Annotated in this window: 18 protein-coding genes and 1 pseudogene; 4 read left to right on the top strand and 15 right to left on the bottom strand. The window is 44.1% G+C overall.

Features of this window, described 5'->3' with window-relative positions; translation table 11 throughout:
- Position 1: 1 nt before the first annotated feature.
- The 6 genes and pseudogenes from J2W55_RS03510 to mnmE form a co-directional block, all read right to left on the bottom strand.
- Positions 2-1,579: a phage tail sheath family protein gene (locus J2W55_RS03510; RefSeq protein WP_310092034.1), complete on the bottom strand. Its 1,578-nt coding sequence runs from the start codon at positions 1,577-1,579 to the stop codon at positions 2-4.
- A gap of 49 nt (positions 1,580-1,628) precedes the next feature.
- Positions 1,629-2,129: a UpxY family transcription antiterminator gene (locus J2W55_RS03505; RefSeq protein WP_310092032.1), complete on the bottom strand. Its 501-nt coding sequence runs from the start codon at positions 2,127-2,129 to the stop codon at positions 1,629-1,631.
- Between the two features lie 479 nt (positions 2,130-2,608).
- Positions 2,609-2,839 carry a phosphatase PAP2 family protein gene (locus J2W55_RS03500; protein ID WP_310092030.1) on the bottom strand — a complete coding sequence of 77 codons (231 nt, stop codon included), beginning with the start codon at positions 2,837-2,839 and terminating at the stop codon, positions 2,609-2,611.
- Between the two features lie 198 nt (positions 2,840-3,037).
- Entirely contained in the window at positions 3,038-3,337 is a 300-nt protein-coding gene (locus tag J2W55_RS25735; protein WP_374726360.1) for a TOTE conflict system archaeo-eukaryotic primase domain-containing protein, read from the bottom strand.
- Positions 3,309-3,787, bottom strand: a pseudogene (locus J2W55_RS25730) (5-methylcytosine restriction system specificity protein McrC). The gene J2W55_RS25735 and the pseudogene J2W55_RS25730 overlap by 29 nt, the downstream one beginning before the upstream one ends.
- Positions 3,788-4,115: 328 nt before the next feature.
- Positions 4,116-5,540 carry a tRNA uridine-5-carboxymethylaminomethyl(34) synthesis GTPase MnmE gene (mnmE, locus tag J2W55_RS03490; protein ID WP_310092026.1) on the bottom strand — a complete coding sequence of 475 codons (1,425 nt, stop codon included), beginning with the start codon at positions 5,538-5,540 and terminating at the stop codon, positions 4,116-4,118.
- Positions 5,541-5,966: 426 nt separating this feature from the next.
- Here mnmE and J2W55_RS03485 point away from each other — a divergent pair, with 426 nt between their 5' ends.
- Complete coding sequence (locus tag J2W55_RS03485; protein ID WP_310093470.1) at positions 5,967-7,025, top strand: nucleoid-associated protein; 1,059 nt, start codon at positions 5,967-5,969, stop codon at positions 7,023-7,025.
- 1,506 nt (positions 7,026-8,531) lie between these two features.
- Here J2W55_RS03485 and J2W55_RS03480 read toward each other — a convergent pair.
- From J2W55_RS03480 to proS, 5 genes are all read right to left on the bottom strand, one after another.
- On the bottom strand, positions 8,532-10,532 hold the full coding sequence (locus J2W55_RS03480; protein ID WP_310092024.1) for a KUP/HAK/KT family potassium transporter: 2,001 nt from the start codon (positions 10,530-10,532) through the stop codon (positions 8,532-8,534).
- A 405-nt stretch (positions 10,533-10,937) separates the two neighbouring features.
- Positions 10,938-11,126 (bottom strand): hypothetical protein, encoded by a 189-nt coding sequence (locus J2W55_RS03475; protein WP_310092022.1) that lies wholly within the window; start codon positions 11,124-11,126, stop codon positions 10,938-10,940.
- A gap of 195 nt (positions 11,127-11,321) precedes the next feature.
- Entirely contained in the window at positions 11,322-12,143 is an 822-nt protein-coding gene (locus J2W55_RS03470) for a TIGR02757 family protein (protein ID WP_310092020.1), read from the bottom strand.
- A gap of 22 nt (positions 12,144-12,165) precedes the next feature.
- Complete coding sequence (locus J2W55_RS03465; RefSeq protein WP_310092018.1) at positions 12,166-13,464, bottom strand: cystathionine gamma-synthase; 1,299 nt, start codon at positions 13,462-13,464, stop codon at positions 12,166-12,168.
- On the bottom strand, positions 13,407-14,879 hold the full coding sequence (gene proS, locus J2W55_RS03460; RefSeq protein ID WP_310092016.1) for a proline--tRNA ligase: 1,473 nt from the start codon (positions 14,877-14,879) through the stop codon (positions 13,407-13,409). Before proS ends, J2W55_RS03465 begins: the two co-directional genes overlap by 58 nt.
- A 99-nt stretch (positions 14,880-14,978) precedes the next feature.
- Between proS and J2W55_RS03455 the strand changes: the two genes are divergently transcribed.
- On the top strand, positions 14,979-15,860 hold the full coding sequence (locus tag J2W55_RS03455; protein ID WP_310092013.1) for a hypothetical protein: 882 nt from the start codon (positions 14,979-14,981) through the stop codon (positions 15,858-15,860).
- 19 nt (positions 15,861-15,879) lie between these two features.
- Positions 15,880-17,370: an OmpP1/FadL family transporter gene (locus tag J2W55_RS03450; RefSeq protein WP_310092011.1), complete on the top strand. Its 1,491-nt coding sequence runs from the start codon at positions 15,880-15,882 to the stop codon at positions 17,368-17,370.
- Between the two features lie 188 nt (positions 17,371-17,558).
- Here J2W55_RS03450 and J2W55_RS03445 read toward each other — a convergent pair whose 3' ends face one another.
- Entirely contained in the window at positions 17,559-18,089 is a 531-nt protein-coding gene (locus J2W55_RS03445; RefSeq protein WP_310092009.1) for a lipocalin family protein, read from the bottom strand.
- Between the two features lie 135 nt (positions 18,090-18,224).
- Between J2W55_RS03445 and J2W55_RS03440 the strand changes: the two genes are divergently transcribed.
- Positions 18,225-19,013 (top strand): SDR family oxidoreductase, encoded by a 789-nt coding sequence (locus J2W55_RS03440; RefSeq protein WP_310092008.1) that lies wholly within the window; start codon positions 18,225-18,227, stop codon positions 19,011-19,013.
- Positions 19,014-19,052: 39 nt separating this feature from the next.
- On the opposite strand, the gene J2W55_RS03435 is transcribed toward J2W55_RS03440, so the two are convergent.
- Genes J2W55_RS03435 through J2W55_RS03425 form a run of 3 tightly spaced genes read right to left on the bottom strand, consistent with a single transcriptional unit; the run spans position 19,053 to position 26,550 of the window.
- Complete coding sequence (locus tag J2W55_RS03435) at positions 19,053-21,359, bottom strand: glycoside hydrolase family 3 N-terminal domain-containing protein (RefSeq protein WP_310092006.1); 2,307 nt, start codon at positions 21,357-21,359, stop codon at positions 19,053-19,055.
- Between the two features lie 13 nt (positions 21,360-21,372).
- Positions 21,373-23,721, bottom strand: a complete 2,349-nt coding sequence (locus J2W55_RS03430; protein WP_310092004.1) for a beta-N-acetylhexosaminidase — start codon at positions 23,719-23,721, stop codon at positions 21,373-21,375.
- 42 nt (positions 23,722-23,763) lie between these two features.
- Positions 23,764-26,550 carry a family 78 glycoside hydrolase catalytic domain gene (locus J2W55_RS03425; RefSeq protein ID WP_310092001.1) on the bottom strand — a complete coding sequence of 929 codons (2,787 nt, stop codon included), beginning with the start codon at positions 26,548-26,550 and terminating at the stop codon, positions 23,764-23,766.
- Positions 26,551-26,685 lie beyond the last annotated feature (135 nt).

Here is a 26,685-nt window from a genome sequence, read left to right as displayed (position 1 = left end):
ATTAAGTGTCTATTTGTCCGGTTAATTGCTGAATTTTAATAAATACGAACTCTGCCGGTTTTAACGGAGCAAAGCCTACCAGGATATTAACTATACCCAGATTTATATCGTTCTGGGTAGTGGTTTCCTTATCACATTTCACCAGGTATGCATCCTTAGGTGTAGTACCCTGGAAAGCCCCCTGGCGGAAAAGGTTATGCATAAACGCGCCCACATTTAGCCTTATTTGCGCCCAAAGTGGTTCATCATTGGGTTCAAAAACGACCCATTGTGTACCCCGGTACAAGCTTTCTTCGATTAGCAAAGCGGTGCGCCTTACGGCAACATATTTATAGTCATCTGCCAGCTGATCAGCACCCCGTAAGGTGCGCGCACCCCATACCACACTGCCTACTATGGGGAAATTCCTGAGTACGTTTATACCCAATGGATTCAGTTGCCCGTTCTCTTCGTCAGAAAGCGCGACGTTTACTCCCTGCACACCGTTTAGTGAGGCATCAATACCCGCCGGCGATTTCCATGCCCCGCGTGTAGTGTCTGTCCGTGCAATAACACCTGCTATTATTCCGCTCGGTACAAAAACATCTGTTTGCCCATCACGTAACTGGTCGGATAGTTTAACTCTGGGGAAATAAAGCGCTGCATTGCGGGAATCGGGGCCGTTTAAACCAAGCGCGCCTAAACCCGCTATTGCATTTGCGGGTGCATTAGCTGCATTAGCTTCCCATGCTGCCGGCGAATCCACTAAAAGCATAGCTCGCTTGGCTACGCAAAGTTTCATAGCCTGTTTATATACCTGTATGTCGGTGTCTCCACCCCTTACCGCCGGTGGTATACTCAATAAATTAAACAGGTCCACATTCTTTAATGCATAAATGCCAGTCTTATTTACCTCGCTGCCCAGGTATTGAAGTGAGGTTAAATCAATCCCGTCTGACCCGCCTGCTGCCGCAACCGAAGTAAACCCGCTGCCCGGTGGGTTTAACGGTACACTTGCAATGGGGCGGGCTGCAGGTACAACACCGTTTACCCTTACCAATACCGAGCTTTGCAATAAAACCCGCGTAACAAACCGCGGATCGTTAGCATTGGTAGATACGTTTAAAAATGTTTCTTTAACACCACCATCCGTATCCTCAAATACAATTAAATTAAACAGGTGATTATCCGGTACAGCACTATCAGCATCTTTTGTTTGATAATTTACTGATGCTTTAAGCTTGTTCCCCCAAATGCCGTTGCTTGCCGCTCTTAAAGACAGCGCGCCAACAGGGCTACCAAGTGTTGGCAGGTTAATGGTTGATGCCGTTGTACCGTTCTCAATACGTACAATTATTGCCTGGCTACCGCCGTTCAAATAAAAATCCTTTACTGCATAACCCATCATACTTTTAACCCACAAACCACCAAAAGTTCGTTCAAAGTCTGAATAACTGTTAATGGTGACAGGCTGATTGGCAGGCCCTTTTAAAGCTGAACCAATAAAGGCGGTAATTGAGGTAGCAACACCCACAATTGTACGTACCCCACTGGGTATCTCTTGTACATATACCCCTGGATAAGTTGGTTGTACTGACATATCTAATTAATTAAAATGATTTACAGATAAATAAACTATTAAATAGAAGCTATTCAATTTTTCGCAGGCAGGACACGGGCACCTCAAGGGATAATGACTGGTTAATTGATTTTAACCTAATACCAAATCGCTGTTTACCACGTTTCGAAAAAAGTTTTCCTTGCAAACCGGTAAAGGGGCCGTTAGTTATAATTACATTATCGCCCTGTACAAGGTGGGGTTCCACATCAAATACAGTGTTCTCAAAACGCATAATGCTTAGTATTTCATCATCTGAAACTACTGCCGGTTTGCCATTAAATGTTATAAATCTTAACACACCATTTATATCATATAACGTTGAACGCTTTTTCTCGGTGGTATTAATAAAAACATAGTTTGGAAATAACGGAATCTTAAGTTCCTTTCGGCGATCGCTCCATTGGCGTATAACCCTTTGCATGGGTAGGTATGCCTTTATGTTTTTCTTACCTAATTCCTGATGGATTCTCTTTTCGAGGTTAGGAACAGTATAAACCACATACCAATTGGCTTTAAGCTCATATTCCATATTCAAAATATTAAGGTTCGGTTAATGTAGATACGCATGGCTTCGCCATCGGATTGTCACAATCGGTCTGGGGTTACAGTAGTTATTTGACCCGGAAAGAAGATAAAATAGATGGATTAATATTTGTGGATTTGGATCAATATTTTAACTTATGATTTAAGAAAAATAGCCGCTCGGCATTCAAAAAGACAAGTATTAACTAATAGCTAAGTTGAAAATCTTACCAAAATATTACAATAGCTATAAGTAGCTATTTTTTATAAAACAGCGACTATGAGCGGTACGCTACAACTTAAATATTGCGTTTATTTGTAAGTTTTAGGGCGATATGTGAAAGGAATACCGATGCTTAAAATTGCATGGCAAAATGTAAACCTAATACCCCATCCTGATAAGAACGCAGTACAATAGAACTACTCTTTGGCTCTTTCTTTAACTCGGCAGGTACGTCCCTGTTATTCTCTTTTTCGCGGTCAGCTTTAAAAGCCTGTTGCGTATGTTGGGATAAAGCAGGTAGGCAGCCTTTGCCGATAAAATACCAAGTTGTCGCCGGCTACTACATCGCAATGGTCGCGGTTGTAAATGCGTAAAATGCCAGTAGCAGTAGCAAAGCCATTGCCCACTACGCTGTAATCAATAGATTTATCGCCCAACTCCTGCGCCATAAACTCGGTCCCAAGAAAGGCATTGGCCGTATGGCCCGACGGCAAAGAATAATAATTGGACCATCTGGTCGTAATCGGTGTGTTACTTTCTTTAATCCGAATGTGCTGAGGCTCATCATACCTTCGGCCATAACAAAATTAAAGTACGATCGACGAAAGTATTTTTACCATGGATGCCTACTAAATTCAATCCATAAACCAGAGCTACGGAAATTAAACCTGAATTTTGAAGCATGGACATCATTATTTTTCTGCTCCTGAATGCTTCATAGGGTTCTTCAAAAATACCCATACATGGCCGCCTTTACCGGAACGAGATCGCTCTAAATAGGCGGGGTATATCATACTCCTCACAGATTTTGATAAATTTCCTGCATTCCTCAATCCAGATGTTTCATCAAAATCAGCCGCAATGAACCAGGATGTATTATCTTGTAATAATGGGTAAAGCCCTACTATATGCTCGCCTTTTAGATGCTTAATTAAATGTTCGTCTGTTAAAGGTTGGTAGGTTTTATCGGTAAAGGTTTGAAATGTGCCTATTTACTTTGCTTTGTAAAATTGTAGTAGTAGTAATAGTTCTAATTAATTGAAGTGTTTTATAAAGTATTTGATTTAAAGCATGTTGATGGTCATAAACCGTGTATTTTACGAAAAATCGCTCTTTGTGAATGATGTTTTTCGATATATGTTTTGAGAATACGATCTTACCTTTTAAGGCCGTACAGTTTGATTTATTCTTACGGTATTTTTTATTAGTCCCTGATGAATTAACTTTTCAACTTGAATAAGGAAAGCCTCAATGTATAGATCGAGAATACTGTTTTTTTTGATTTTGAGGTTGGTTTCGCTACTTACAGACACATCGAATGTACTGACCTTTCTCAGCATATCGATCAATATCTTTTTCCAATGGCCTTTGTTTTCATCGCCTCCTCTATCAATCTTTGGCAATACTTCAATAGTTAATTGCCCAACTTGCAATACACCCACATACTCGCAAAACTTAACACCGTTGTGAATTAAGTTAAAGTAAGGTACATCTTCATTGCCGTTAAATTTTTGTAAAGCTTCAAGTTGAGGTTTCGAGATTTTGCATTCCCCCTTATTGGTGGTACGAATGGTTTCATGCTCAAAAACCGTGATGGTATTCTTATTCGGGTTATTCAACTTTATTGTTAAGTAAAAGATTTAAAGCCTTTGGAAAGTCAACTTTTTCAGTCTTATTATTTATGTCAATATCAAATGGTTGTTTTAGCCTATGGTCTAATATTTCGTACGCATCCTTATAGCTATTTTTAGAGACCAATATTTACTTTAATCACTTTCCGATACAGAACTTACTGAAAATATTATCCAGCAGGTCATCTGTAGTAACGACGCCGGTTATTTCACCAAGATAATGCAGGGCCTGTTTAATGTCCATTGATAAGAAATCAGATGTTATGCTCCCGTCAATACCACCAAGCACCCTAACCAAAGCTTCCTCCGTTTTTTGAAGGGCTTCCAGGTGTCTTATATTGGTTACCAATGTTTCATCGCCGCTTAATTTTCCTTTGATCGCCGTGCTGTATATCCTGTTTTTTAAGTCGTCAATATGCAATTTCTCTTTGGCCGAAACGAAAACGGTCTGAGTATCAGAAAGTCCTGAATTTTGGAAAAAACCGCTGATGCGCGCTGTTTTTTCTTCCTGGTTTAAAAGATCTATTTTGTTGGCTACCAATAGCATAGCAATACCGGGAGCTTGCAGGCTTTCTATGTCATTTCTAAGTTCCGCCGGGCTTATTTGGTCTGCATCAAAAACATAAATGAGCAGGGCCGATTGGCTGATCTTTTCCATAGTACGCTGTACCCCTATTTGTTCTATGGCATCTGTAGCTTCGCGTATACCTGCTGTATCTATCAGTCTGAAATTTACACCTTGAATATTGAGTATTTCTTCAATAGTATCACGGGTAGTACCTGGAATATGGCTCACAATGGCGCGTTCTTCGTTCAAAAGCGCATTCAATAAGGTTGACTTCCCGGCATTTGGCCTGCCTGCAATTACGGTATTAACACCCTGTTTAATAGCGTTTCCCAACTCAAATGACTGTATTAAGCGGCCAATTATCCGTGTAATATCAATTATTAATTGCTTTAACTGATCACGGTTGGCAAACTCCACATCTTCCTCGGCAAAATCAAGCTCCAGCTCAATAAGCGAGGCAAAATTCACTAATTGCTCGCGCAAAACCTGCAATTGGCTGCTGAACCCGCCACGCAGTTGCTGTAAAGCCACCTGTTGCGATGCTTTAGAGTTTGAAGCTATCAGATCGGCTACGGCTTCGGCCTGCGAGAGATCGAGCTGACCGTTTAAAAATGCCCTCAGGGTAAATTCGCCGGGCTTGGCCGAGCGAGCGCCTTTTTTAATAAATAATTTAATGATCGACTCAATAATATATCCCGAGGCATGACATGATATTTCTACCACATTTTCGCGAGTGTATGATTTGGGCGCTATGAACAATGAGGCCAGCACCTCATCCAGAACAAGCTCATTATCAACAATATGACCAAAATGAATGGTATGCGATTCCTGTTTGGTGAGGTCCTTCCCTTTCCAAACACTGTTAGCAATGGCAATGGCATCATGACCCGAAAGACGGATCACGGCAATGGCGCCTATACCGTTGGGTGTGGCAAGGGCTACTATGGTTTCCTGTTGCGAGTAATGAGTGGTAAGCGATTCGTTTTCTTTGTCCATGGTTTAACCAAAACACAAAAGTAATACAAATTACTTTGTACTGCCCTGCCCGATCGGTCGTCGGTGTTCCAAACTTTTTAAACCTTTATTTTAACAAAAAATGGCTGCAAAAAAGCTTGTTTACATCAAAAACCGTTCAAAAAACATTCACTTTATTACATTTTAACAAATAAACTGCTAATTGCTGCCGGCTTTCAAATTTTTAAAAAGTTTTATGTAATTGGCTGTTAGCTAATTCAAATAAAACCGCTTTGTTTCTGCACCTGTTCAGTGTTTTACACAACAGCCCGGCCTCCTGTTACAGGAGCCGGGCTGATTACTTAGGTTAAATATACAAAATTGCAGGCAAAATATTATAATAAAAACCAGTCGTTGTTTAAAAAATAACATTGCCCAATGAACAAAACCCCTACCTTCGCAACAATTATGGTAACTTTTTTTGAAGCTTCGCTCGATACTATTTCGGTACATCATGTGGGTAACCAATCGCAGGAAGAAATGTACGCCCTGTCTGATCATCCGCTTGAACTGAAGGACGATATTATCCCCAACCTACTGATGCAGTATTTTTTGAAACCCTTTGAAAAAGTAAATGAGGTTTACCACCTGATGCACAGCAGCGGTAACCTTAACCTGAACGAGGTTCACCATTTTGCCACGCAGGTTTTTGACGATAAGGAGCAGTTCCATGAAGCATCTGAACAGATAGCCAAACACCTTTATAAAACCACCACCCACCCCAACATTAAGGGCGGCGAGCTTTACGTGGTTTATTTTAACAAGGTTCAAATTGAGGGCAACCCGCTTGATGCCATCGGCATTTTTAAATCAGAAAATAAAGAAACCTACCTGAAAGTTTATCCCGATAAAGGGGGGTTCCAGGTTGATTATGAACAGGACGCCATCAATATCAATAAGCTGGACAAAGGTGTTTTGATCTTTAACATTGAAAAAGAGAACGGCTATAAAGTGGTGGTGGTTGATAAAACCAATGGCGGACAGGATGCCGCCGTTTACTGGAAGGATGATTTTTTACAGCTCCGCATCCGTAACGATAGTTTTAACCAGACCAGCAATACCCTGGGCATCTACAAAAACTTTGTCACCCAAAAGCTGGATGACGAATTTGAAATGAGCAAGGCCGATAAGATCGATCTGCTTAACCGCTCCATGAAGTATTTTAAGGAAAAGGAAACCTTTGATATGGACGAGTTTACCGGCGAAGTGATTGGCAATCCGCAGGCCATTGAGTCGTTCAAAAACTTTAAAAACCAGTACGAGCAGGAATTTGACAGCCCCATTGCCAACACCTTCGAGATATCTGACAATGCCGTTAAAAAACAGGCCCGGGTTTATAAAAGCGTGTTAAAGCTTGATAAAAACTTCCACATTTATATCCACGGCGACAAGGAGCTGATTGAAAAAGGCTTTGATGATGGCCGGTCGATGAATTATTATAAGGTTTATTTTAAGGAAGAAGCGTAGGGCGGTTGAGTGGTGAGTGGTGTGGTGAATGGTGAGCGGTGAATAGTGAGTGAAATTATTTTCGATTACTTTATATCAGGACAAAAATAACAGCCCCAGTGCAAATTGGGCTTTCTGCGATGGGTTTATTCGCTCTGTATGGCTTAGAGATTGCTTCGCACCTCGCAATGACGCGTGAAGATGATGCTGTCCTTTTTCCCGTCAGCAGATAAGCTTCGGGTGAAAGCGGGCAGAACATAGTGGGCTTGTGCGGTTGGAAGGGCATCAGCAATTTTGCCTGAAGCGCAGGATGTGAGTGAACGCAGTAGCGGCAAAATTTAGCAGCCCGTGGTTCTGCCTGGTTTGCCGGGCAAAGGCCATGTGCGGCAAAGAAGCATTTCTGGTGACTTGATCTTTGGTTACTTTGTATCAAGAGGAGACTATATACCAGTTAGACCAAACTAATTTGATTTTTTATTTTTAGGAACAATGATACAGAATACTCCAACTCCAATAAATGCCAAACAACCGAAATAATACCACATAGCATGATCTTCACTCATTAAGCTATCGGAATAGACCATAAGAACTATTATCGCCCATATAATAGACAGTGATATTAATAAAATACCTATGAACCTCATTTATTTTTCGGCTTCGGCTTAGCGTCTTTCTTCTCTTTCTTTTCAGTCGCCGCCTTGCTAACACTTGCTTTCATAATACTATGAAATATGTTTGATGCTTCCTGTGGTGTTTGTTATTTTGCTTTGCCATTAGGTACTAAATTACAATTTTTCTTATAAATTATCATTTAGCAGGTTAACGATATATTTCCCTTTAATCTACCTCAACCATTTACCAACCGCATAAGTAACAGGTTTGATATTCGCCCTGTAAAGCATAGAGATTGCTTCGTTCCTCGCAATGACGCGTTTGTTTTATAGTATTAATAAACCCACGACGTCTGATTATCTAACCTCTACAGCAATAACATGTGAAGAAAACGCTGCCCTTTCCTCTCGTCAGCAGAACAGCTTCGGCCAAAAGCGGGCAGAACATGGTGGCCGGTGCGGCTGGAAGGGCATTAGCAATTTTGCCTGAAGCGCGGGGTAATAAGTGAGCGCAGTAGCGGCAAAATTTAGCAGCCCGTGGTTCTGCCTGGTTTGCCGGGCAAAGGCCATGTGCGGCAAAGAAGCCTCTCTGGTGACTTGATCTTTGGTTACTTTGTATCAAGACAAAGTAACAGCCTTAGCGGCAATTGAGCGTTCTGCAATAGGTTTATTTGCTCTGTATAGCATAGAGATTGCTTCGTTCCTCGCAATGACGCGTGGAGAGTTGCTGCTTTTGGGAGGCAAGGCAACAGCGCCAATTGAGCGCTCTGCGATAGGCTATTCGCCCTGTACAGCTTAGAGATTGCTTCGTTCTTCGCAATGACGCGTGGAGAGTTGTTGTCTCCGTGCTTTCAATGACGCTTAGAGATTTGTTAAACTTCCATTTAATGAAGCGAGAGGGAGCTGTTAACCCCCCTTAATCCACCTCAACCAAACTACCCACTCCAAAAGTAACCGGTTCAATCCTTTTTAAATGAATATTACTTACCGGCTTTACCACCAGCGGTATTTTTTCTATCCGGGTTTCGCTGGTATCCAAACCAAAGGCCTTAGCTTCTGACTGGGCCAGTTTTTTAATGGCGAAATAGCTGTTCAAAATAAAAGCTTCACTCACACTAAACAGGTTATTGTACGACAGGAATTTCTCCATGATCACAAACCTGAAATCGGCAGCTACTTTGTATTTTTTCAGCGAGTCGTACTGGCTGGTAATATCAATCTCTTTGCGTTTTACCATATCCTCCACCACCTTGCGGAACAGCACATTTACCCGGGGTTGTATCCTGAAACCCAAACGGTATTCAATGCGGATCACCTTACCTGGTTCAATCTGATCAACACTGTACTCCATGGTATAAGGCTCGTCGGTACGTTCAATATGTACAAACCAGTAAGTATCGGCACGCTTAGGCCTGCGGCTCATAATGGAGTAAATGATCTTCTCTTCTATCTGCTTACCGTTATTGGCTTTGGTAAGGTAAATTAAGTGCGTAGCATATTTATTAACCGTGGTGTCGGCACTAAGCGCATTCAGTAACGGAAGCTGCTCTTTTATATCAATAAAATTCAGGAAACGGTTATTGATCTTACGCGCTTTAAACCAAATGTACATGGTAAATATCAGCCCAACCTCAAAGCCTACAAAAAACAACCGTTTTAATATTTTAACCGCATTGGCTACAAAAAACGAGAACTCTACCGTTAAAAAAACACATAGTATAATGGTCACCAGCCAAACCGGCCAGTGCTTTACATACCGCATAAAAAAATACATTAAAACGGTGGTGCTTAGCATGGCTATGGTGATGCTGAAACCGTAGGCGGCTGTCATAGCGGCCGATGTTTTAAAATATAACGATACCAGGATACAGCCAACGCATAATATCCAGTTGATGCTGGGGATATAAATTTGCCCGCGAATGTTTGACGGGTATTTTATGGTGATGCGCGGCCAAAAGTTCATGCTCACCGCTTCGCTGATGAGGGTGAATGAACCGCTGATAAGCGCCTGACTGGCAATTATGGTTGCAAGGGTAGCCAGGGCTATACTGGGGATGAGGAACTGGTGCGGTACTATTTCAAAAAAAGGGTTTACGCCGGTAAAATCCTTTGATGGCCCTTGCGACAATACCCAGGCACCCTGCCCCAGGTAATTTAATATGAGCGTGGTTTTTACAAATATCCAGCTTACCTGTATGTTTTTACGACCGCAATGGCCCAGGTCCGAATACAGGGCTTCGGCACCCGTAGTGCACAAAAATACGGCACCTAACAACCAGAAACCTTTGGGGTGATCCATAAGCAGCCTTGCGCCATAATACGGATTAAGCGCTTTAAATATGGTTGGATAGTGAACAATTTGCATAGTCCCTAAAATACCCAGCATTAAAAACCACATGAGCATAACCGGCCCAAATGCCGAACCTACTACTTTGGTACCAAACTGCTGAAAAAAGAAAAGCAGTATGATAATGCTGATCACAACAATTAGAATAAGGTTGTTGCCCGGCACAATAACATTTGAAAAAACGGGTACCAGGTTTAGGCCTTCAATAGCCGATGTAACAGATATAGGCGGGGTAATTATCCCATCGGCAAGCAAAGTTCCCGCGCCTATAATGGCGGGAATGGCCAGCCATTTGCCGTAACGCCTAACCAGGGCGTACAAGGAGAATATGCCGCCCTCGCCCTTGTTATCGGCCTGCAAGGTGATCACAATGTATTTGAAAGTGGTTTGAATGGTAAGTGTCCAGAATATACAGGATATTGAACCTAATACCAGGGCGGGGTCAACTTTTCCGCCTTCAACCAGTAAAGTTTGAAAAACATAAAGGGGAGATGTACCGATGTCGCCAAAAATAATACCGAGGGTAACGATCATACCCGCGAAACTGAGCTGCTTAACGTGCGAATTCATTTAATAAGATAAACTAATAGGGGATTTTAAAAATGGCATTGTTGCTGCTTTGAAGTTTTTGCCAAGCAAATTAAAAATTGAGCTTACAGCAACAGGGGGAAATACCATATACTTTGATTTTGTTAGTGAAAAACCCTGTTACAATATATACGCCGCCGCTGCTAAAATATTATTAAAACACTTTATCACAACTATTTACGCAGTAATACAGTCAGAAACTCATGATTTTAAAACCTATCATTTTGATAGGTTTTATCATATTGATAGCGAGGAAAAGATTGCTGCGTTTAACAGGGTCAGATTTCCCTTGTCATGCTGAACGTAGTGAAGCATCTTCTTCAACAGAAAAGTATGCGCGCAGCAAGGCGAAGAAGATCCTTCGCTATCGCTCAGGATGACAAACTTTTATGTTTTACATCCCTTTTTTACATTCTCCTTGTCATGCTGAACGGAGTGAAGCATCTTCTTCAACAGAAAAGCCGGCGCGCAGCAAGGCGAAGAAGATCCTTCGCTATCGCTCAGGATGACAACACTTTTATGTTTTACATCCCCTTTTTTTACATTCTCCTTGTCATGCTGAACGGAGTGAAGCATCTTCTTCCATTGAAAAGCCGGCGCGCAGCAGGGCGAAGAAGATCCTTCGCTATCGCTCAGGATGACAAGCTTTTATTTTTTACATCCCTTTTTTACATCCTCCATTGTCATGCTGAACATAGTGAAGCATCTTCTTCAACAGAAAAGCCGGCGCACAGATTTTTTCCCCACCAACATAACAAGCTACTTGTTATTTTAAAACTGCACACCCCAACGCTCTTCAATGCCCAAACCAAACAGGGCAAAATCATATTTCACGGGGTCAAGAGGATCAAACTGGCGCAAACGCGCGGTGAGTTCTTCGGCGGTTTGCCAGTCGGTTTGCTTACGCGTAATAAGCAGTAATTTGCGGGCTACCCTGTCAACATGCAAATCGAGCGGACAAATAAGGTCGGCAGGCTTAATACGATTCCAGATACCGAAATCAACACCACAATCATCTTTCCGTACCATCCAGCGCAAAAACATATTAAGCCGCTTACAGGTGGATTTTTGCGACGGCGACGACACGTGCTTCATCGTACGGTGCGGGTAATCGGGCAGGGAAAAGAAATACGAACGAAAGCCACCCAGCCCCTTAAAGGGAGAATAATCGCCCTCAGCCGGAATAAAGGCATCCTCAAGCGACTCAAACCGTTCATAATGATATCTGAAAAACGCTATGAAATACAGCGTATCAATATCATTAAAAGTACGGTGCTTAAAAGTAAGCAGCTTTTTAAGGTCGGGTTCCTGGTGATTGATTATAAAATCGTACGGAGCGCCATCCATCAGGGTAATGAGCTCCCTGCACTTTTTAATAATGGTGACCCGTTGGCCCCATGACAAGGTAGCGGCCCAGAAACCCATGATCTCGATGTCTTGCTTTTTGCTGAACATATGCGGAATGGATACCGGGTCGTTTTCAATAAAACCGGGTTGGTTGTATTGAGCTACCTTAGCATCAAGGAAGGTTTGGAGCTCGGTGCCCCCTGCCCCTTGAAGGGGATGCTTTTGATTGGCATACCGGATTGGCATAATTATGCTTACCCCTTCCCTTTTAGAGGGTCGGGGTACTTAATGCCTGTTTCAAATCTTCCAGCAGGTCTTCAATATCCTCAACCCCTACGCTCAGGCGCAGCAGGTTGTCAACCACGCCTGCTTTTTCGCGCTCGGCCTTAGGGATTGAGCCGTGGGTCATGCTTACAGGGTGATTAATCAGTGATTCCACACCGCCCAATGATTCGGCCAGCGAAAATACTTTAAATGACGACGCGATACGGAAAGTTTCCTGCAGATCGGCACCTTTTAAAACAATAGAGATCATGCCGCCAAAATCAAGCATTTGCTTTTTGGCGATGTTATGGTTAGGATGGTCGGTAAAACCCGGCCAGTAAATTTTTTCAACCTTGGGATGCGTTTTCAAAAATTCCGCCACCTGTCTGCCGTTTTCACAGTGGGCTTTCATGCGCAGGTGCAGGGTTTTTATGCCGCGCAGCACCAAAAAGCTATCCATTGGACCGGGAGTAGCGCCGCAGGCATTATAAATAAACCAAAGTTTTTTATAAAGCTCTTCATCATTTAACATCAGTGCACCCATTACCACGTCACTGTGGCCGCCAATGTATTTGGTTACCGAGTGCATTACAATATCGGCACCCAAATCAATCGGGTTTTGCAGGTATGGCGAGGCAAAAGTATTATCAACAGCAAATAGCAGGTTCTTCTCTTTCGCTATTTTACCTATTGCCTCAATATCCACAATTTGCATGGTGGGGTTTGTTGGCGTTTCAATCCAGATCAGTTTTGTTTTTTCATTGGTGTACTGGCGGATGATCTCCGGGTCAGACAGATCAAGGAAATGAAATTTGATGCCGTAGTTGGTAAAAATTTTGGTAAAAATACGGTATGAGCCGCCGTACAGGTCGTTCCCGGTAATCACCTCATCGCCTGGGGCAAGCAGTTTCATTACCGCGTCGGTAGCGCCCATTCCGCTCGAAAATGCCAAGCCGAATTTAGCGTTTTCCAACGCCGCCAAACAGTCTTCGAGTGCCTTGCGCGTAGGGTTTGTACCACGCGAGTACTCATACCCCTTATTGTCGCCCGGCGATTTTTGCCAATAGGTTGATGTCTGGTATATTGGCGTCATGATAGCGCCGGTTGTTGGATCGGGCTCCTGCCCTGCGTGTATAGCTTTAGTTGCGAATTTCATTTTGTTCAGTTTCGTGTTTTGTGTTGCGGGTTGCGGGTATCCTGCTGCGTATTTAACACGCCACACGCACCCCCGCAACACGCCACCGATTAATATGCCCTTGCGAAAAGTACCCTTTGTGTCGACGGTTTCCCTGTCAAAATACATTTGCCTTCTTCCTGTTTGGCGTCTAAAGGTATACAACGGATGGTAGCCTTGGTTTCGTCCTTTATGCGCTGTTCTGTTTCTGGCGTGCCATCCCAGTGTGCGCTCAGGAAACCCGGCTGCTCATCAAGCATACGTTTAAATTCCTCGTAAGTATCTACCTCGGTAGTGTTTGCAGCCCTAAAATCGAACGCTTTTTTATAAATGTTATTTTGAATTTGCTCCAGCAGGCTTTCAATATGCTGTGCCAAACCTTCCTGATTAACGGTCTCTTTGGTTTTGGTATCGCGGCGGGCAAGTTCAACTGTTCCGTTCTGCATATCGCGACTGCCAATGGCAACGCGCAAAGGCACCCCTTTAAGCTCATACTCGGCAAATTTTGCTCCCGGGCGATGAGTGTCGCGGTTATCAAATTTTACAGATATACCTTTGACCTTCAGCTCCTTGCTTAATGCAGCTACATAAGCCGATATATTATCCAGCTCTTCCTGGTGTTTATAAATCGGAACTACAACAACCTGTATAGGCGCCAGTTTTGGCGGCAATACCAGTCCGGCATCGTCAGAGTGGGCCATGATAAGGGCGCCGATTAAACGGGTTGATACACCCCATGAGGTAGCCCAAACATAATCGAGCTTATTATCCTTGCCGGTAAATTTCACATCAAAAGCCTTTGCAAAATTTTGTCCCAAAAAGTGCGATGTACCCGCTTGCAGGGCTTTACCATCCTGCATCAGCGCCTCAATGCAATACGTATCCAATGCACCGGCAAAACGTTCATTAGGTGTTTTACGGCCTTTTATTACAGGCAATCCCATCCAGTTTTCGGCAAAGTTGGCATAAACTTCCAGCATCTGCTCGGTTTCGGCAATGGCTTCTTCTGATGTAGCATGGGCGGTATGGCCTTCCTGCCACAAAAATTCGCTGGTACGCAAAAACAACCGGGTGCGCATTTCCCAGCGTACCACATTGGCCCATTGGTTAACCAGTATGGGCAGGTCGCGGTATGATTGTATCCAGCCTTTGTAGGTGTTCCATATAATGGTTTCGGATGTAGGGCGAACGATCAGTTCTTCCTCCAGTTTTGCTTCTTCATCAACCACAATATTACCATTTCCATCATTCTTTAAGCGGTAATGTGTTACTACGGCGCATTCTTTAGCAAAACCATCAACGTGACTGGCCTCTTTTGAGAAAAACGACTTGGGTATAAAAAGCGGGAAATAGGCATTGCTATGCCCGGTATCTTTAAACATCTGATCGAGCACGGCCTGCATTTTTTCCCAGATGGAATATCCATAGGGTTTAATGATCATGCAGCCCCTCACCGGCGAATATTCGGCCATGTCAGATTTAATTACTAAGTCGTTAAACCATTGCGAATAATCTTCGTCTTTACTGATAACACCTTTGCTCATATAGTTTGGAAATAGAATTTGACTGTGCAATTATTGTATATTGCCGCCAAATTTATAAATTTAAAAGTTATTTGAACTCGAACTTTTTATATACCTGAAATGAAACGGAACATTGCTATAGGAATTTTTCTGATCGGCGCCCTGGCGTTGAGTTCCTGCTCCACTACAAAACTCGCAAATACCGAAAGCAGTGATGATGTTTATTTTTCAAATGCAAAGGCCGGTGATGAGCCTACTTATGCCGCTGCAGACAACTACAATCCAAACGCGGGCCAGGAGCAAGGCTACACCGACGACGATGACGACTATTTTTATTACGACGATTATACATCGCGCATAAACCGTTTCAGTTATTTTTCGCCTTTTAGTTATTATGATAACCTGTATTACGGCTATAGTAACCCGTACTACAACGGCGGCTTTAGCTTAGGCTTTAATTATGGCCCCTTTGGCTATGGTTATACACCTTACGGTTATGGCGGCTGGGGTTTGGGCTTTGGATATGGCTATGGTGGCTGGGGCTTAGGTCTTGGCTATGGTTACGGCTGGGGAGGTCCTTACTGGGGATATGGTGGCTATTATGGCGGTGGTTACTACGGCGGAGGTTATTATGGAGGCGGATATTACGCGTCCGGTACACCCCGTCCCAATCGCGGATCGGGTATTCCATTTGGCAGCCGTGGCACAGGTACAGGCAACGGCAGGCCTGGCTATGGTACGCGCGTACCGGCCGGCAGCGGTATTGGTTATATACCCGGCGGCAGGGGTACCAACAACAGCTATTCGCGACCGGCACGTACTGATGCACGGCCGTCACGTACAAATACAAATTATCCGGCCCGTACCGAAAATGCCCGGCCTGTTATGCAGCAACCTACAGTTGACCGTGCACCTTCAGCGCCTTCCAACAATTCAGGAGGTGGCTCCAGAAGTTCTGGCGGTGGTGGTGGCGGTGGCGGCGGCAGACCTGGCAGACCATAACTTTATTTGCTAAGATTCTATGAAAATTAAATATTTACTAAGCGTAATTGTTATAGTAGCAATTGCCAAAGATAGTTTTGCGCAGTACTCGCAGGATGCGGTGCGTTTCTCCACCTTTCAAAATGGCTCTACTTCGCGTATTAAAGCAATTGGCAATGCCGGTACAGCCATAGGCGGCGATCTGAGTGCTATTAGCGGCAATCCTGCAGGCCTGGGCTTTTTTACCCACTCAGAGTTTAGTGTAACACCAGAATATAATGGATCAAAAGTAAACTCGAGTTATTTTGGGCAGGCCAGCAGCACCAGCAAGAATAATGTTAATTTCAGTAACGCCGCTGTGGTAATTTATCAGCAGCTTAATACAAAACGAGGGCGCGATAAAAGCAAAGGCTGGCTCAGCATCAACTATGGCGCGGGTTATAGCCGTACCAATAATTTTTATGAAAACATAGTTTATGGCGGCAAAAATACGGCCAACTCCATATCTGACTACTACGCCGGCACAGCGAATAACTATCCCGATGACGCACTGGGGCAATGGGCCTATGATGATAAACTGATTGACAATTTTGGCACAAACGCAAAGCCTGATTTTGCCAGTACGGTTTACACACCCGTAAACCAAACCGGGGTAATTTCGCGTACAGGCGGTCAGTCAGAGCTTAATTTTGCTTTTGGCGCTAACTACAGCAACAAATTATACCTGGGCCTGGGGGTTGCTGTAACCGACCTGAGATATGATTATTACCGGCAATTTATTGAAGATGGCTCCGCCTCAATAGTTACAAACGGTGGTACAACCGGTACACCAACCCCTTTCAATTCCAACTATTCGCAAAACCAATCAACCAGAGGATCTGGTGCCAACGTTAAGTTAGGTGCTATTTATAAACCCGTTGAAGCTGTACGTTTAGGGTTTACTTTTACCTCCCCTACCTTTTACAGCATTAATGATATTTATAACGAAGGGCTTGCAACGTCTATTAACGGAAAAGCTAATCAGCCTAACGGCTCCGGCGATTACGCGCTCAGCTATAATATGCGCACCCCGCTCAAATTAGCTGGCGGCGCTGCGGTATTTATTGGCAAATATGGCTTTATATCGGGCGATGTGGAATACATCGACTATTCAACAACTCATATCAGCAGTAATGACAGCTATGATAATAGCGATGATATTGCCGCTATTAAAGCTAACTACAAATCGGCCATTAATATACATGCCGGTGCTGAGGCCCGGGTAACCAATATGTTTTATTTACGCGGGGGCTATAGCCAGCAAGGCAGTCCCTTTAAAAACAATACGGGCGCCACAGATGTAACCAGCGACATTAAAACGGTTACCGGTGGTATTGGTCTTAGGTTTGGCCCTTATTATGTTGATGCCACTTATGCACATGTTACCGGCTCTGAAGCATTTTCGCCTTATTTGATTAACAGCGGAAACCCTACAGCCAACTTTAAGAAAACCAACAATAATGGCTTCCTCACTTTAGGCTATCGTTTTTAATACAATGGGTATGCACCCCGTTTGGGGTGTATTTAATCTGTAAAGCGTTACAAACGAATATCGGCACATTGGCTTGTATATTATCTGCCAGGTGCTGACCGTGAGGACACGACACGACTGAACTCGAGGGAACGATTATTCCTCAGGGCTCCCTCAAAGAGTACCCCGAGGAACACAGCTATTATCTTTTATATACCCGATACATCGGCTATCTGTTCGGTTTTTACCAGTTGCCGTACATCAAAACCTTTATTGGCGGCACGTACCACCAGATGATCATATATATGCTCGTCAAGAGTTGGCCGGCGGCTCAATATCCAGAGTGATTTGCGGTCGGGGTGACCAACCACAGCATAGCTATAATCTTTCGCCAGGTCAATGATCCAGTATTTAGCTTTAAAAGGCCAAAAGAACTGCACATTTAATTTCGCGTTACTATTATCGGCTATAAAGGCCCGGCCTTCGGTTATCTTTAATTTATCGTCTTTAATACAACGGTTTTTCACAATTAAAGTACCATCAGTGTCTAACCCGTAAGTTGCAGATGTGCAAATGCAGCCTTTTTCAAAAATTTGCGGAATGGCGGCTATTTCAAACCAGGTGCCCAGATATTTTTTTAGTTCTACGTATTTTACCGTTTCTAAAGGTTTGTTCCTTGCATGCAATGCCAAAGCGGTTAAACCTAAAAGTACAGATGTTGCTAAAATCTCCTTTTTCATACAACAACAACGATCATAGGGTGTAAAAAGTTTAAGCGATAAGTACATAATTACCCGCGGGCACACAAGCGGATATTTAATTACCTTTGCGCCAATTCATTAAAATTAAGTTACAGGCAAGCAATATACCGGCAAATGGACATTAGTATTTTAGGTTGCGGCTGGTATGGCACCGCGCTGGCAAAAGCACTTATTAACCAGGGCGAACATGTAAAAGGCTCAACTACTTCGCCGCACAAAAAAGATGTTTTAGCCGCTGATGGCATCGAGCCATACCTGGCAAATTTTTTGCCCGGCAGTGAAAGCTATGATGCTGATTTTTTTAATTGCGATGTGTTGTTTGTTTGTATCCCCCCCAAAAGCAGGGCGGGCGAAGCGGCAGGCTATATTTATAAAATGCAGCGCATCATTGCAGCTATCAGGCAATCCGGAATCAAAAACATCATATTTATCAGCTCAACAGCCGTTTATGCAGATTTAAATGCCGAAGTGGATGAGCTTAGCGATCCGCAACCTGTTTCAGATGCTGGCAGGATATTGCTGCAAGCCGAGAACCTTTTTAAAAATGAAACCGCGTTTAAAACAACCATTATCCGTTTTGCGGGGCTGATTGGCCCCGGCCGCGACCCGGGCAGGTTCTTTGCCGGGAAAAAGAATATACCCAACGGCAATGCCACCGTTAACCTCATCCATCTGGACGACTGTATTGGTTTAAGCCTGGCTGTTATTAACAAACAGGCATTTGGATATTTGTTCAATGGTTGTTCGCCGGGCCACCCTACCCGGTCGACTTTTTATACACAGGCATCCATCAGTTCGGGCCTGGAACCGCCACAGTTTATCCCGGAACTAAAAGAATGGAAAATTGTAAAGAGTGTTAATACTGAACCAATTTTAGGCTATCATTTCAGCAAATTGATTTAACCCGGGTTGTTTAGCAGAGGCGTGCCCATACGCTCGTTATCATTTATATTCCAGTGTTTTTTTAAGTACCACATCATCAGCCGAGCGGGCTATCATCACATCAAAAGTTCCCGGCTCCGTAACCAGTTGCATATCCGTATTCCAGATGGCAATATCCTCCGGCTTTATCGTGAACCTTACCGTTTTAGTTTCGCCAGGTTTAAGTGTTATCTTATCAAAACCTTTAAGCGCCATTACCGGCGTAGTTACCGTATTTACTTTATTGCCGAGGTACATTTGCACCACTTCTTTTCCCTCTGTTTTACCGCTGTTGGTTACATTTACAGACACCTGCACCTGCTCATTTTTGCCGAACGATGTTGCCGAGACTTGCATGTTACTGTATTGAAACGACGTATAACTTAAGCCAAAGCCAAACGGAAAAAGCGGCTCAGTTGATGAAAAAACATAGTCCTGTCCCGGTTTGCCTGGCGAACCCGGGTTATGATAAAAGCCCCTGCCGGAACTTACATGATTATAAAATACCGGGATATGCCCTACCGATTGCGGTATAGACACATTTAACCTGCCCGATGGATTTACATTGCCAAACAAGATGTTGGCCACCGCAGCACCACCTTTTTCACCGGGGTACCAGGTTTCCAGTATGGCGGGGATATGTTCTTTTTCCCAGGCAATACTCCAGGGCCGGCCATGTACCAGTACAAGTATCACCGGTTTACCGGTTTTATAAATTGCCTGCAGCAGCTGGCGCTGTACCCCCTGGGGGTTTATATCGGTAACATCATAACCTTCTCCGCAGGTAAACGGGTCTTTGGGCTCGCTTTCGGGCGCATGCCCGTTCCATCCAATGCCTGAGAATACCACACTGGTAGTACCCAGCACAACTACCACTGCGTCGCTGTTTTTGGCTGCGGTTACTGCTTCGGCAAAACCGCTTGTATCCTGCCCCGACAGGCTGCAGCCTTTGGCGTAGTTGATCCTTACTTTATTGCCCGCCAATTGTTTTATGCCGTCAAGCACCGTTGTTCCGGAGCGGTTATCGCGGGTTGAACTGTAATCACCGTATTGTACCTGATTTGCATTGGGGCCTACAACTGCCAATGATTTGAGGGTGTTGATATGTAAAGGCAACAGTTGCTTATCATTTTTGAGCAGGATGATAGATTCTTCGGCTATTTGCTGCGACAGGGCCACGTGTGCAGGAGTGTGCACCCGCTTTTTTAACTGCAAGGTATCAACCAATGGTTTTTCAAATAACCCGGCCTTAAATTTAACAGTAAGGATGCGTGCCACGGCGGTATCTATTTGTGCCTCCTTTACTTTGCCGGTTTTTACCAGTTCAATGAGCTTGCTATATACATCAGCGCTGGGTGCTTCCAGGTCGACACCCGCGTTTAGCGCCATAGGTGCCGCATCCACCGCTCCTTTTGCAATATGCTGAAAGGTATATAACATTTTCAGGCCTTCATAGTCAGAAAAAACGTAACCTTTAAAACCCCACTCCCTGCGCAATACCTGCTCCAGTAAAAAACGGTTGGCATGGGCGGGCACGCCATCCATTTCGTTGTATGACGGCATTACCGAATAAATATTAGCCTTTTGTACCGCATCACGAAAAGGTGGCAGGAACATAGACCGGAGCTCGCGCTCGCCGATAAACGCCGGTGCCAGGTTAATGCCCGCAACAGGAATGCTATATGCTGCAAAATGTTTGGCGGTACACATTACCTTATTTTTGCCTATACCTGTTATACTTTGAGTGGCATCACCCTGCATCCCGGTTACAAAGGCGGCACCTAACCGGCCCACCAGGTAAGGGTCTTCGGCATAGCATTCCTCTACCCTGCCAAAACGCGGATCGCGGATAAGATCGAACAAGGGCGATAACGCCTGGTCAACCCCTGATGATGACGCCTCATAAGCGATAACCGAACCCATTTGTTTGATGAGCGCCGGGTTCCAGCTGCTTCCCTGTGCTATAGCCTGGGGAAAAATGGTAGCCCCGGATGCCAGTTGCCCGTGCAGGCACTCGCCTATTTGTATGGGCGGGATACCCAAACGGGTTTGCTCCCGGGCGTATTTTTTTGCTTTTATGGATAACGCGGCTATTTCTTGGATAGTAACGAACGGACTTTCGCAAACCCCGTAAGCAATGGTACTATTCAGTGACCCTTTTAATGAGTTCATGCTCATCTGGCCAATTTTTTCTTCCAGTGTCATCCGGCCGAGCAAGTCTTTAACACGCTGTTCAACGGGGGCGCGGGAATCTTTATAAACCTGGGCACTGCCTGCTGAAACTATGAAAAATGCTGCTACCACTAAACTCCATTTTTTGTGCACCATGCCATTAACAAATTTATAAGTGGAACAAATATGCCCGCGGATCAAGTAATTTGCCTGCGGCTGTTTTAAGCTGCAACAAGGTTTGCTTACTGTTAATATTATTGGCAATGTAATACCCGCTGAACTCGTAAACACCTTTTTTAAGATGCAACAGAGCCTTTTGAGGTTCTGCGTAGGTGTTTTTATCGGGCATAATAAGCAGTTGGCTGCCTATAAACAAAGCCGGACTTACCTCAAAGCCCGAGGTGAGTTCATAATCGCCTTCCTGATCAATTTTTATATAGCCATTAAATTTAACCCAGGTAAGGTTGCCATCCGTTACGGGCAATACCTCTGGGTTTGCCATATTTACTACGGCAATGGTAACCGGCGGAATGGTATCCAGTTTGGCGTAGTTTGTTTCTTTGGTTTTTATTAATTTATAATCAAGACCGGCTTTTAAGCCTGCAGTGTTGATGGCCCCTGCAGCAATAACTACACGCTTTATGGTAGCGGTTTGCAGTATGCGCTGTTTGTTCAATGTCCAAGTGGTATATGTTTTTAACACCAGGCTGTCTTTAAGCGGGACATTGATATTTACAGGAAAGGCAATCGCTTTCGCTGTACTGTCGGGCATGTTATTGTCAAGCGAATATCGTACATGGGCGCCCAGCAGGGGGTATTTGAGGGTTGTTTTAAAAAGATCTGCGTTAGTAGTTATATTATCAACCCCAACAATATCGGGCAGGCGGGCGTTTAGGTTCCACAATTTAAATAAGCCGTATTGTTGCTTTATTTTGTATTCAAAACGGCTGATGTTCTTATTTTCCTTTAAACTCCACGTAAGCTCAGCAACGGCCAGCGCCCGCGGGTAAACCATATATTCCAGATGGCGAAGATTGGGCACTTTTTCGGTCCAGATATTACCCTGGGCGCCTAATATGTATTCGGCCTCGGCAGGTGTAAGCTGGCTTGAACGCGGCTCATAATTGTAAACCATTTGCCAGGTAACCGGCGGGTTCCAGCCAATCGGTTCCAGGTCCTCATTAGCCTGCGGGGCATCAAAATACATATAGGGCAATGGCGTCATGACCACATGATGGTGCATTTTGGCCGCTGTTATGCCCCCGGCTTCGCCCTGCCAGCTCATTACCGTAGCAGATTCGGCAAGCCCGCCTTGTAGTATCTCGTCCCAGCCCACCAGTTTTTTGTTTTTTGACACCAGGAATCTCTCAATCCGTTTAACGAAATAACTTTGTACTTCCTTTTCGTTCTTCAAACCTTCTTTTTTCATCAGGGCCACGGCAACCGGGCTTTTCAGCCAATCGGCCATTTCAGCTTCATCGCCCCCAATATGGATGTATTGATTTGGGAACAGCCCGATCACTTCGGTTAAAACATCTTCCATAAACTTAAAGGTATCCTCGCTGGGGTCAAGCATGCGCACACGGTGTTTAGCACCTGTTGAATCCTGACAGCCCAGTTCAGGGTACGCAAATATGGCGGCTTCACTGTGGCCGGGCATTTCAATTTCGGGCAAGATGGTTACAAACCGGTCCTGCGCGTATTTGATCACGTCGCGTATTTCGGCTTTGGTGTAAAAGCCGTCCCGGCCATCATCTATCAGGTTATCCAGCTTACGGAACTTACCTTGCTTTGCATAATAACTGATCTTTGAACCAACCTCTGTTAAACGCGGATACTTATCAATCTGGATGCGCCAGCCCTCATCATCAGTTAAATGCCAATGAAATACATTCAGCTTATAATGGGCCATTACATCAATATATTTCTTAACCTCATCAACCGTAAAAAAATGACGGCTTACATCCAAGCTAAGTCCCCGCCACTGAAAACGCGGCTCGTCGGCAATTTTACAGGCAGCTACCCGCAGCGGCTTAGCTACTTTAGCAGGCAGCAGTTGTATAAGTGATTGTACGCCATAAAACACCCCGGCGCCATTGCCCGTAATTTTTATTCCGCCGGGAACTACACTTAGTGTATAGGCGCCTTCAATACTGTTATTATTTCCGGTAATTAGTTTTATAGCATTATTGGCTGGAATGTGTTTGTAAACCTTAACCTTTAAATTAAGTTTATAATACCTGTTCAAATAGGCCTGCAGATATTTGCCTACGGTTTCACTTTGCTGATCAACCCCTATAACTGTTTTGTTGCTTAAAATAAACCCGCCTTTTTGCGCAGTTAAATGCAAGGGCTGCGGAATGACGTGTATCTGCGCCTGTGCAGAAGTTATGAATAAGGTTAAACAGGAAATAACAAATACCAGGGCAGATACCACAAACCTGGGTAAAAGAGTGGATAAGGATAGACGCGCGGGACTGGTGTTCATGTTCTTATTACCAACTATCGTGATTCCCATAGGTGTTATTTATATTGATATGCCCTGCAAATGATAACTTTCTTAATTCGCCTTCCCGTAAGTTTTTAAAGTGTAAACAAAATGATAAGTACCTGAGCCAACGTACAATTGTTCATTGTCGCCTACTTTTTGAATTCCGGTGATTTCTTTTTCGGTATTGATATCCAAACCACTCTCTGTGATCTGATCTGTTACCGCCGGTAACACTATCTGGGCCGAGGTATTGGGCGGTACAATAACATCAAGCGTAAATATGCCATTATCAATGCTCCAGGCAGATTTTACCTTGCCGTACATGGTTTCCAGCTCGGCCTGTGCGCTGGTAAGCTTTCCGCCCGGATGGGGGGCAATAATTATCTTATGAAAACCGGGGCCGCTTTCGTCAGTATTGATACCTGCAATTACCCGATACATCCAGTCGCCAATGGCGCCATAGGCATAATGGTTAAATGAGTTCATTTCAGGGTCTTCAAAGCTTTTGTCGGGTTTAATGCCGTCCCAGCGTTCCCAAATGGTAGTTGCGCCATTTTTTACCGGATACAACCATGAGGGGTATGATTCTTTCATCAGCAGATCATAAGCGATGTCAGTATATCCAAAACGGCTTAATACATGGCAGATGTAAGGTGTACCTAAAAAACCGGTGGTGATATGCTCATCATAGTCTTCAATATTATGTACCAGCCTCTTAGCCGCCGACAGCCGTAAATTTACGGGGAGCAGGTCAAAATTAAGCGCCAGCACATAGGAGGTTTGAGTACCCGATATCATGCGCCCGTTAGGGGTAACATATTCGCTTTGGAACGCCTGTTTAACATTCACCAGCAATTGTGTGTATTTTTGAACATCCTCGTTTTTACCCAAAATTTTTGCCGCATTGATCAGCAATTGTGTTGAATGAGCATAAAACGCCTGTGCTATCAGGTTTTTATCGGTAAGGGCGGCGCCATCCTCATAATTGGTACCGGCGTAAAACAGCCAGTCGCCAAAGTGGTTACCGGTATCCCAAAGATAATTACGGCTGTGCTGCTGTATATAACCTACCCAGGCCTTCATGCTTTCATATTGCTGTTGCAGTACCTGCCTGTCGCCATAGGCCAGGTAAATGTTCCATGGGGCAATAGTGGCCACATCGCTCCAACCCGATGCCGCCGCCGAAACACTATCCAAAACGTTAGGTACCACATATGGTACGGCCCCATCTTTATGCTGATCGGCCGAGAGGTCTTTTAACCATTTGGTGAAAAAACCAGCAACGTCCATATTAAAAGTGGCAGTACGGCAAAAAGCCTGCGCGTCACCGGTCCAGCCCATGCGTTCATCGCGCTGCGGGCAATCAGTAGGGATATCAATAAAGTTACCTTTTTGCCCCCATTGTATGTTATGCTGCAGCTGGTTTATAAGCGGATTTGAGGTAGAGAAATGCCCCGTTTGGGCCATGTCAGAATATACCGCGTATGCCGCCAGGTTTGTTGAATCAAGCGGCCCTTTATAACCAACAACCTTAAGGAAACGAAATCCCTGAAAGGTAAAATGAGGCTCAAAGGTTTCCACACTGTCATCCTTAAAAACATAAGTGATCTCCTGCTTGGCGGTGCGCAGGTTCTTGGTATAAAAATTACCCTTCTGGTCAAGCACCTCGGCATGGAAAAGTTTCATGGTATCACCCGCATTTGCCTTCAGTTTAAACTGCACCCAGCCTACCAGGTTTTGTCCAAAATCAACCACCCTGTCGCCTTCGGGCGTGGTAAAAACTTTGAGCGGTAAAAATTTCTCATGTTTTTTTACCGTTGGGCCAGCTGTGGCTATCAGGTTATCCTTTATGGTTTCATCTGTTTTTACAGTGTCCCAGGTAAGGTCGCGAAAAGCGGGGGTTGTCCAGCCGGGCTTTTCTTTCCGTGAGTCATAAACTTCCCCGTCAAAAAATGATGAGGAACGGATGGGCCCATAAGCCACTTTCCAGCTTTTATCAGATGTAATAAGCTGCCGCTTGCCATTGGTATAAACCACCTCAAGCTGGTAAAGCAGCGCCAGTTTTTTACCGTAAACATTTTTTTTACGATTATAAGTATACCCCCGGTACCAGCCATCGCCAATGGTTACCCCAGTAGCGTTATCGCCTTTTTGTAGCATGGAGGTAACATCATACACCTGGTATTGTATCCTTTTATTATAACTGGTCCATCCGGGTGTAAAATAATCGTTTCCAACTCTTTTGCCATTGATCTGCGCTTCAAACACCCCGTGGGCGGTTATATATAAATGAGCGGCACGTATTTTATGATCGAGCTTAAAGGTTTTACGGAACATGGGGCTTGGGCCGCCGGTAGTATCTGACTGATAATTGTTCTGTATCCATTTGGCGGTCCAGTCTTCGGGCTTAAGTAAACCCATTTTCCAGAAATTTACCATGCTCCAGGGGGTTACCTGGTTCTTGTTGTTCCAAACCCTAACCTGCCAGTAGCACTTTTGACGGGATTGCAGCATCGTTCCGCCGTAATATACAAGTACCGACTGATCTGACAGTACTTTACCTGATGTCCATAAGATGTCTTTTCCCTTTGTTAATGAAACCGCGTTGCTGCCTACCCTTATTTCATATGCGGTTTGCTGAATGTTCCTGTCGGGAGTTATCAGTTTCCAGCTTAAGCGCGGGTTGGCCACATCTACGGCGATAGGATTAACTTTATACTCGCATATCAGATTGTCTACCCTGAAATTAACCGGTATATTCTGAGCCTGAGAAAAGCCGGCATGGTGTAAAGAAAATAATATTAATATACTTAAGCATACCCTTTTGAGCACACCCTTTTTAGCGATATAATTCATGCTATTAAAATATAGCTTTAGAACGATTTTGTTTGTACATACTGCACATTTTTTGTTTTGATAATTCAATTATGATGCCTTTGTTATGATAATAACATGTAAACGTATAATGGCCCCATAAAAGTTTTATGAGGC

This window comes from Mucilaginibacter pocheonensis (assembly GCF_031456535.1).
GTDB classification, from domain to species: Bacteria; Bacteroidota; Bacteroidia; order Sphingobacteriales; family Sphingobacteriaceae; genus Mucilaginibacter; species Mucilaginibacter pocheonensis.
Note: the sequence above shows the minus strand (reverse complement) of the source record. Positions and strands in the feature narration are given on the sequence as shown.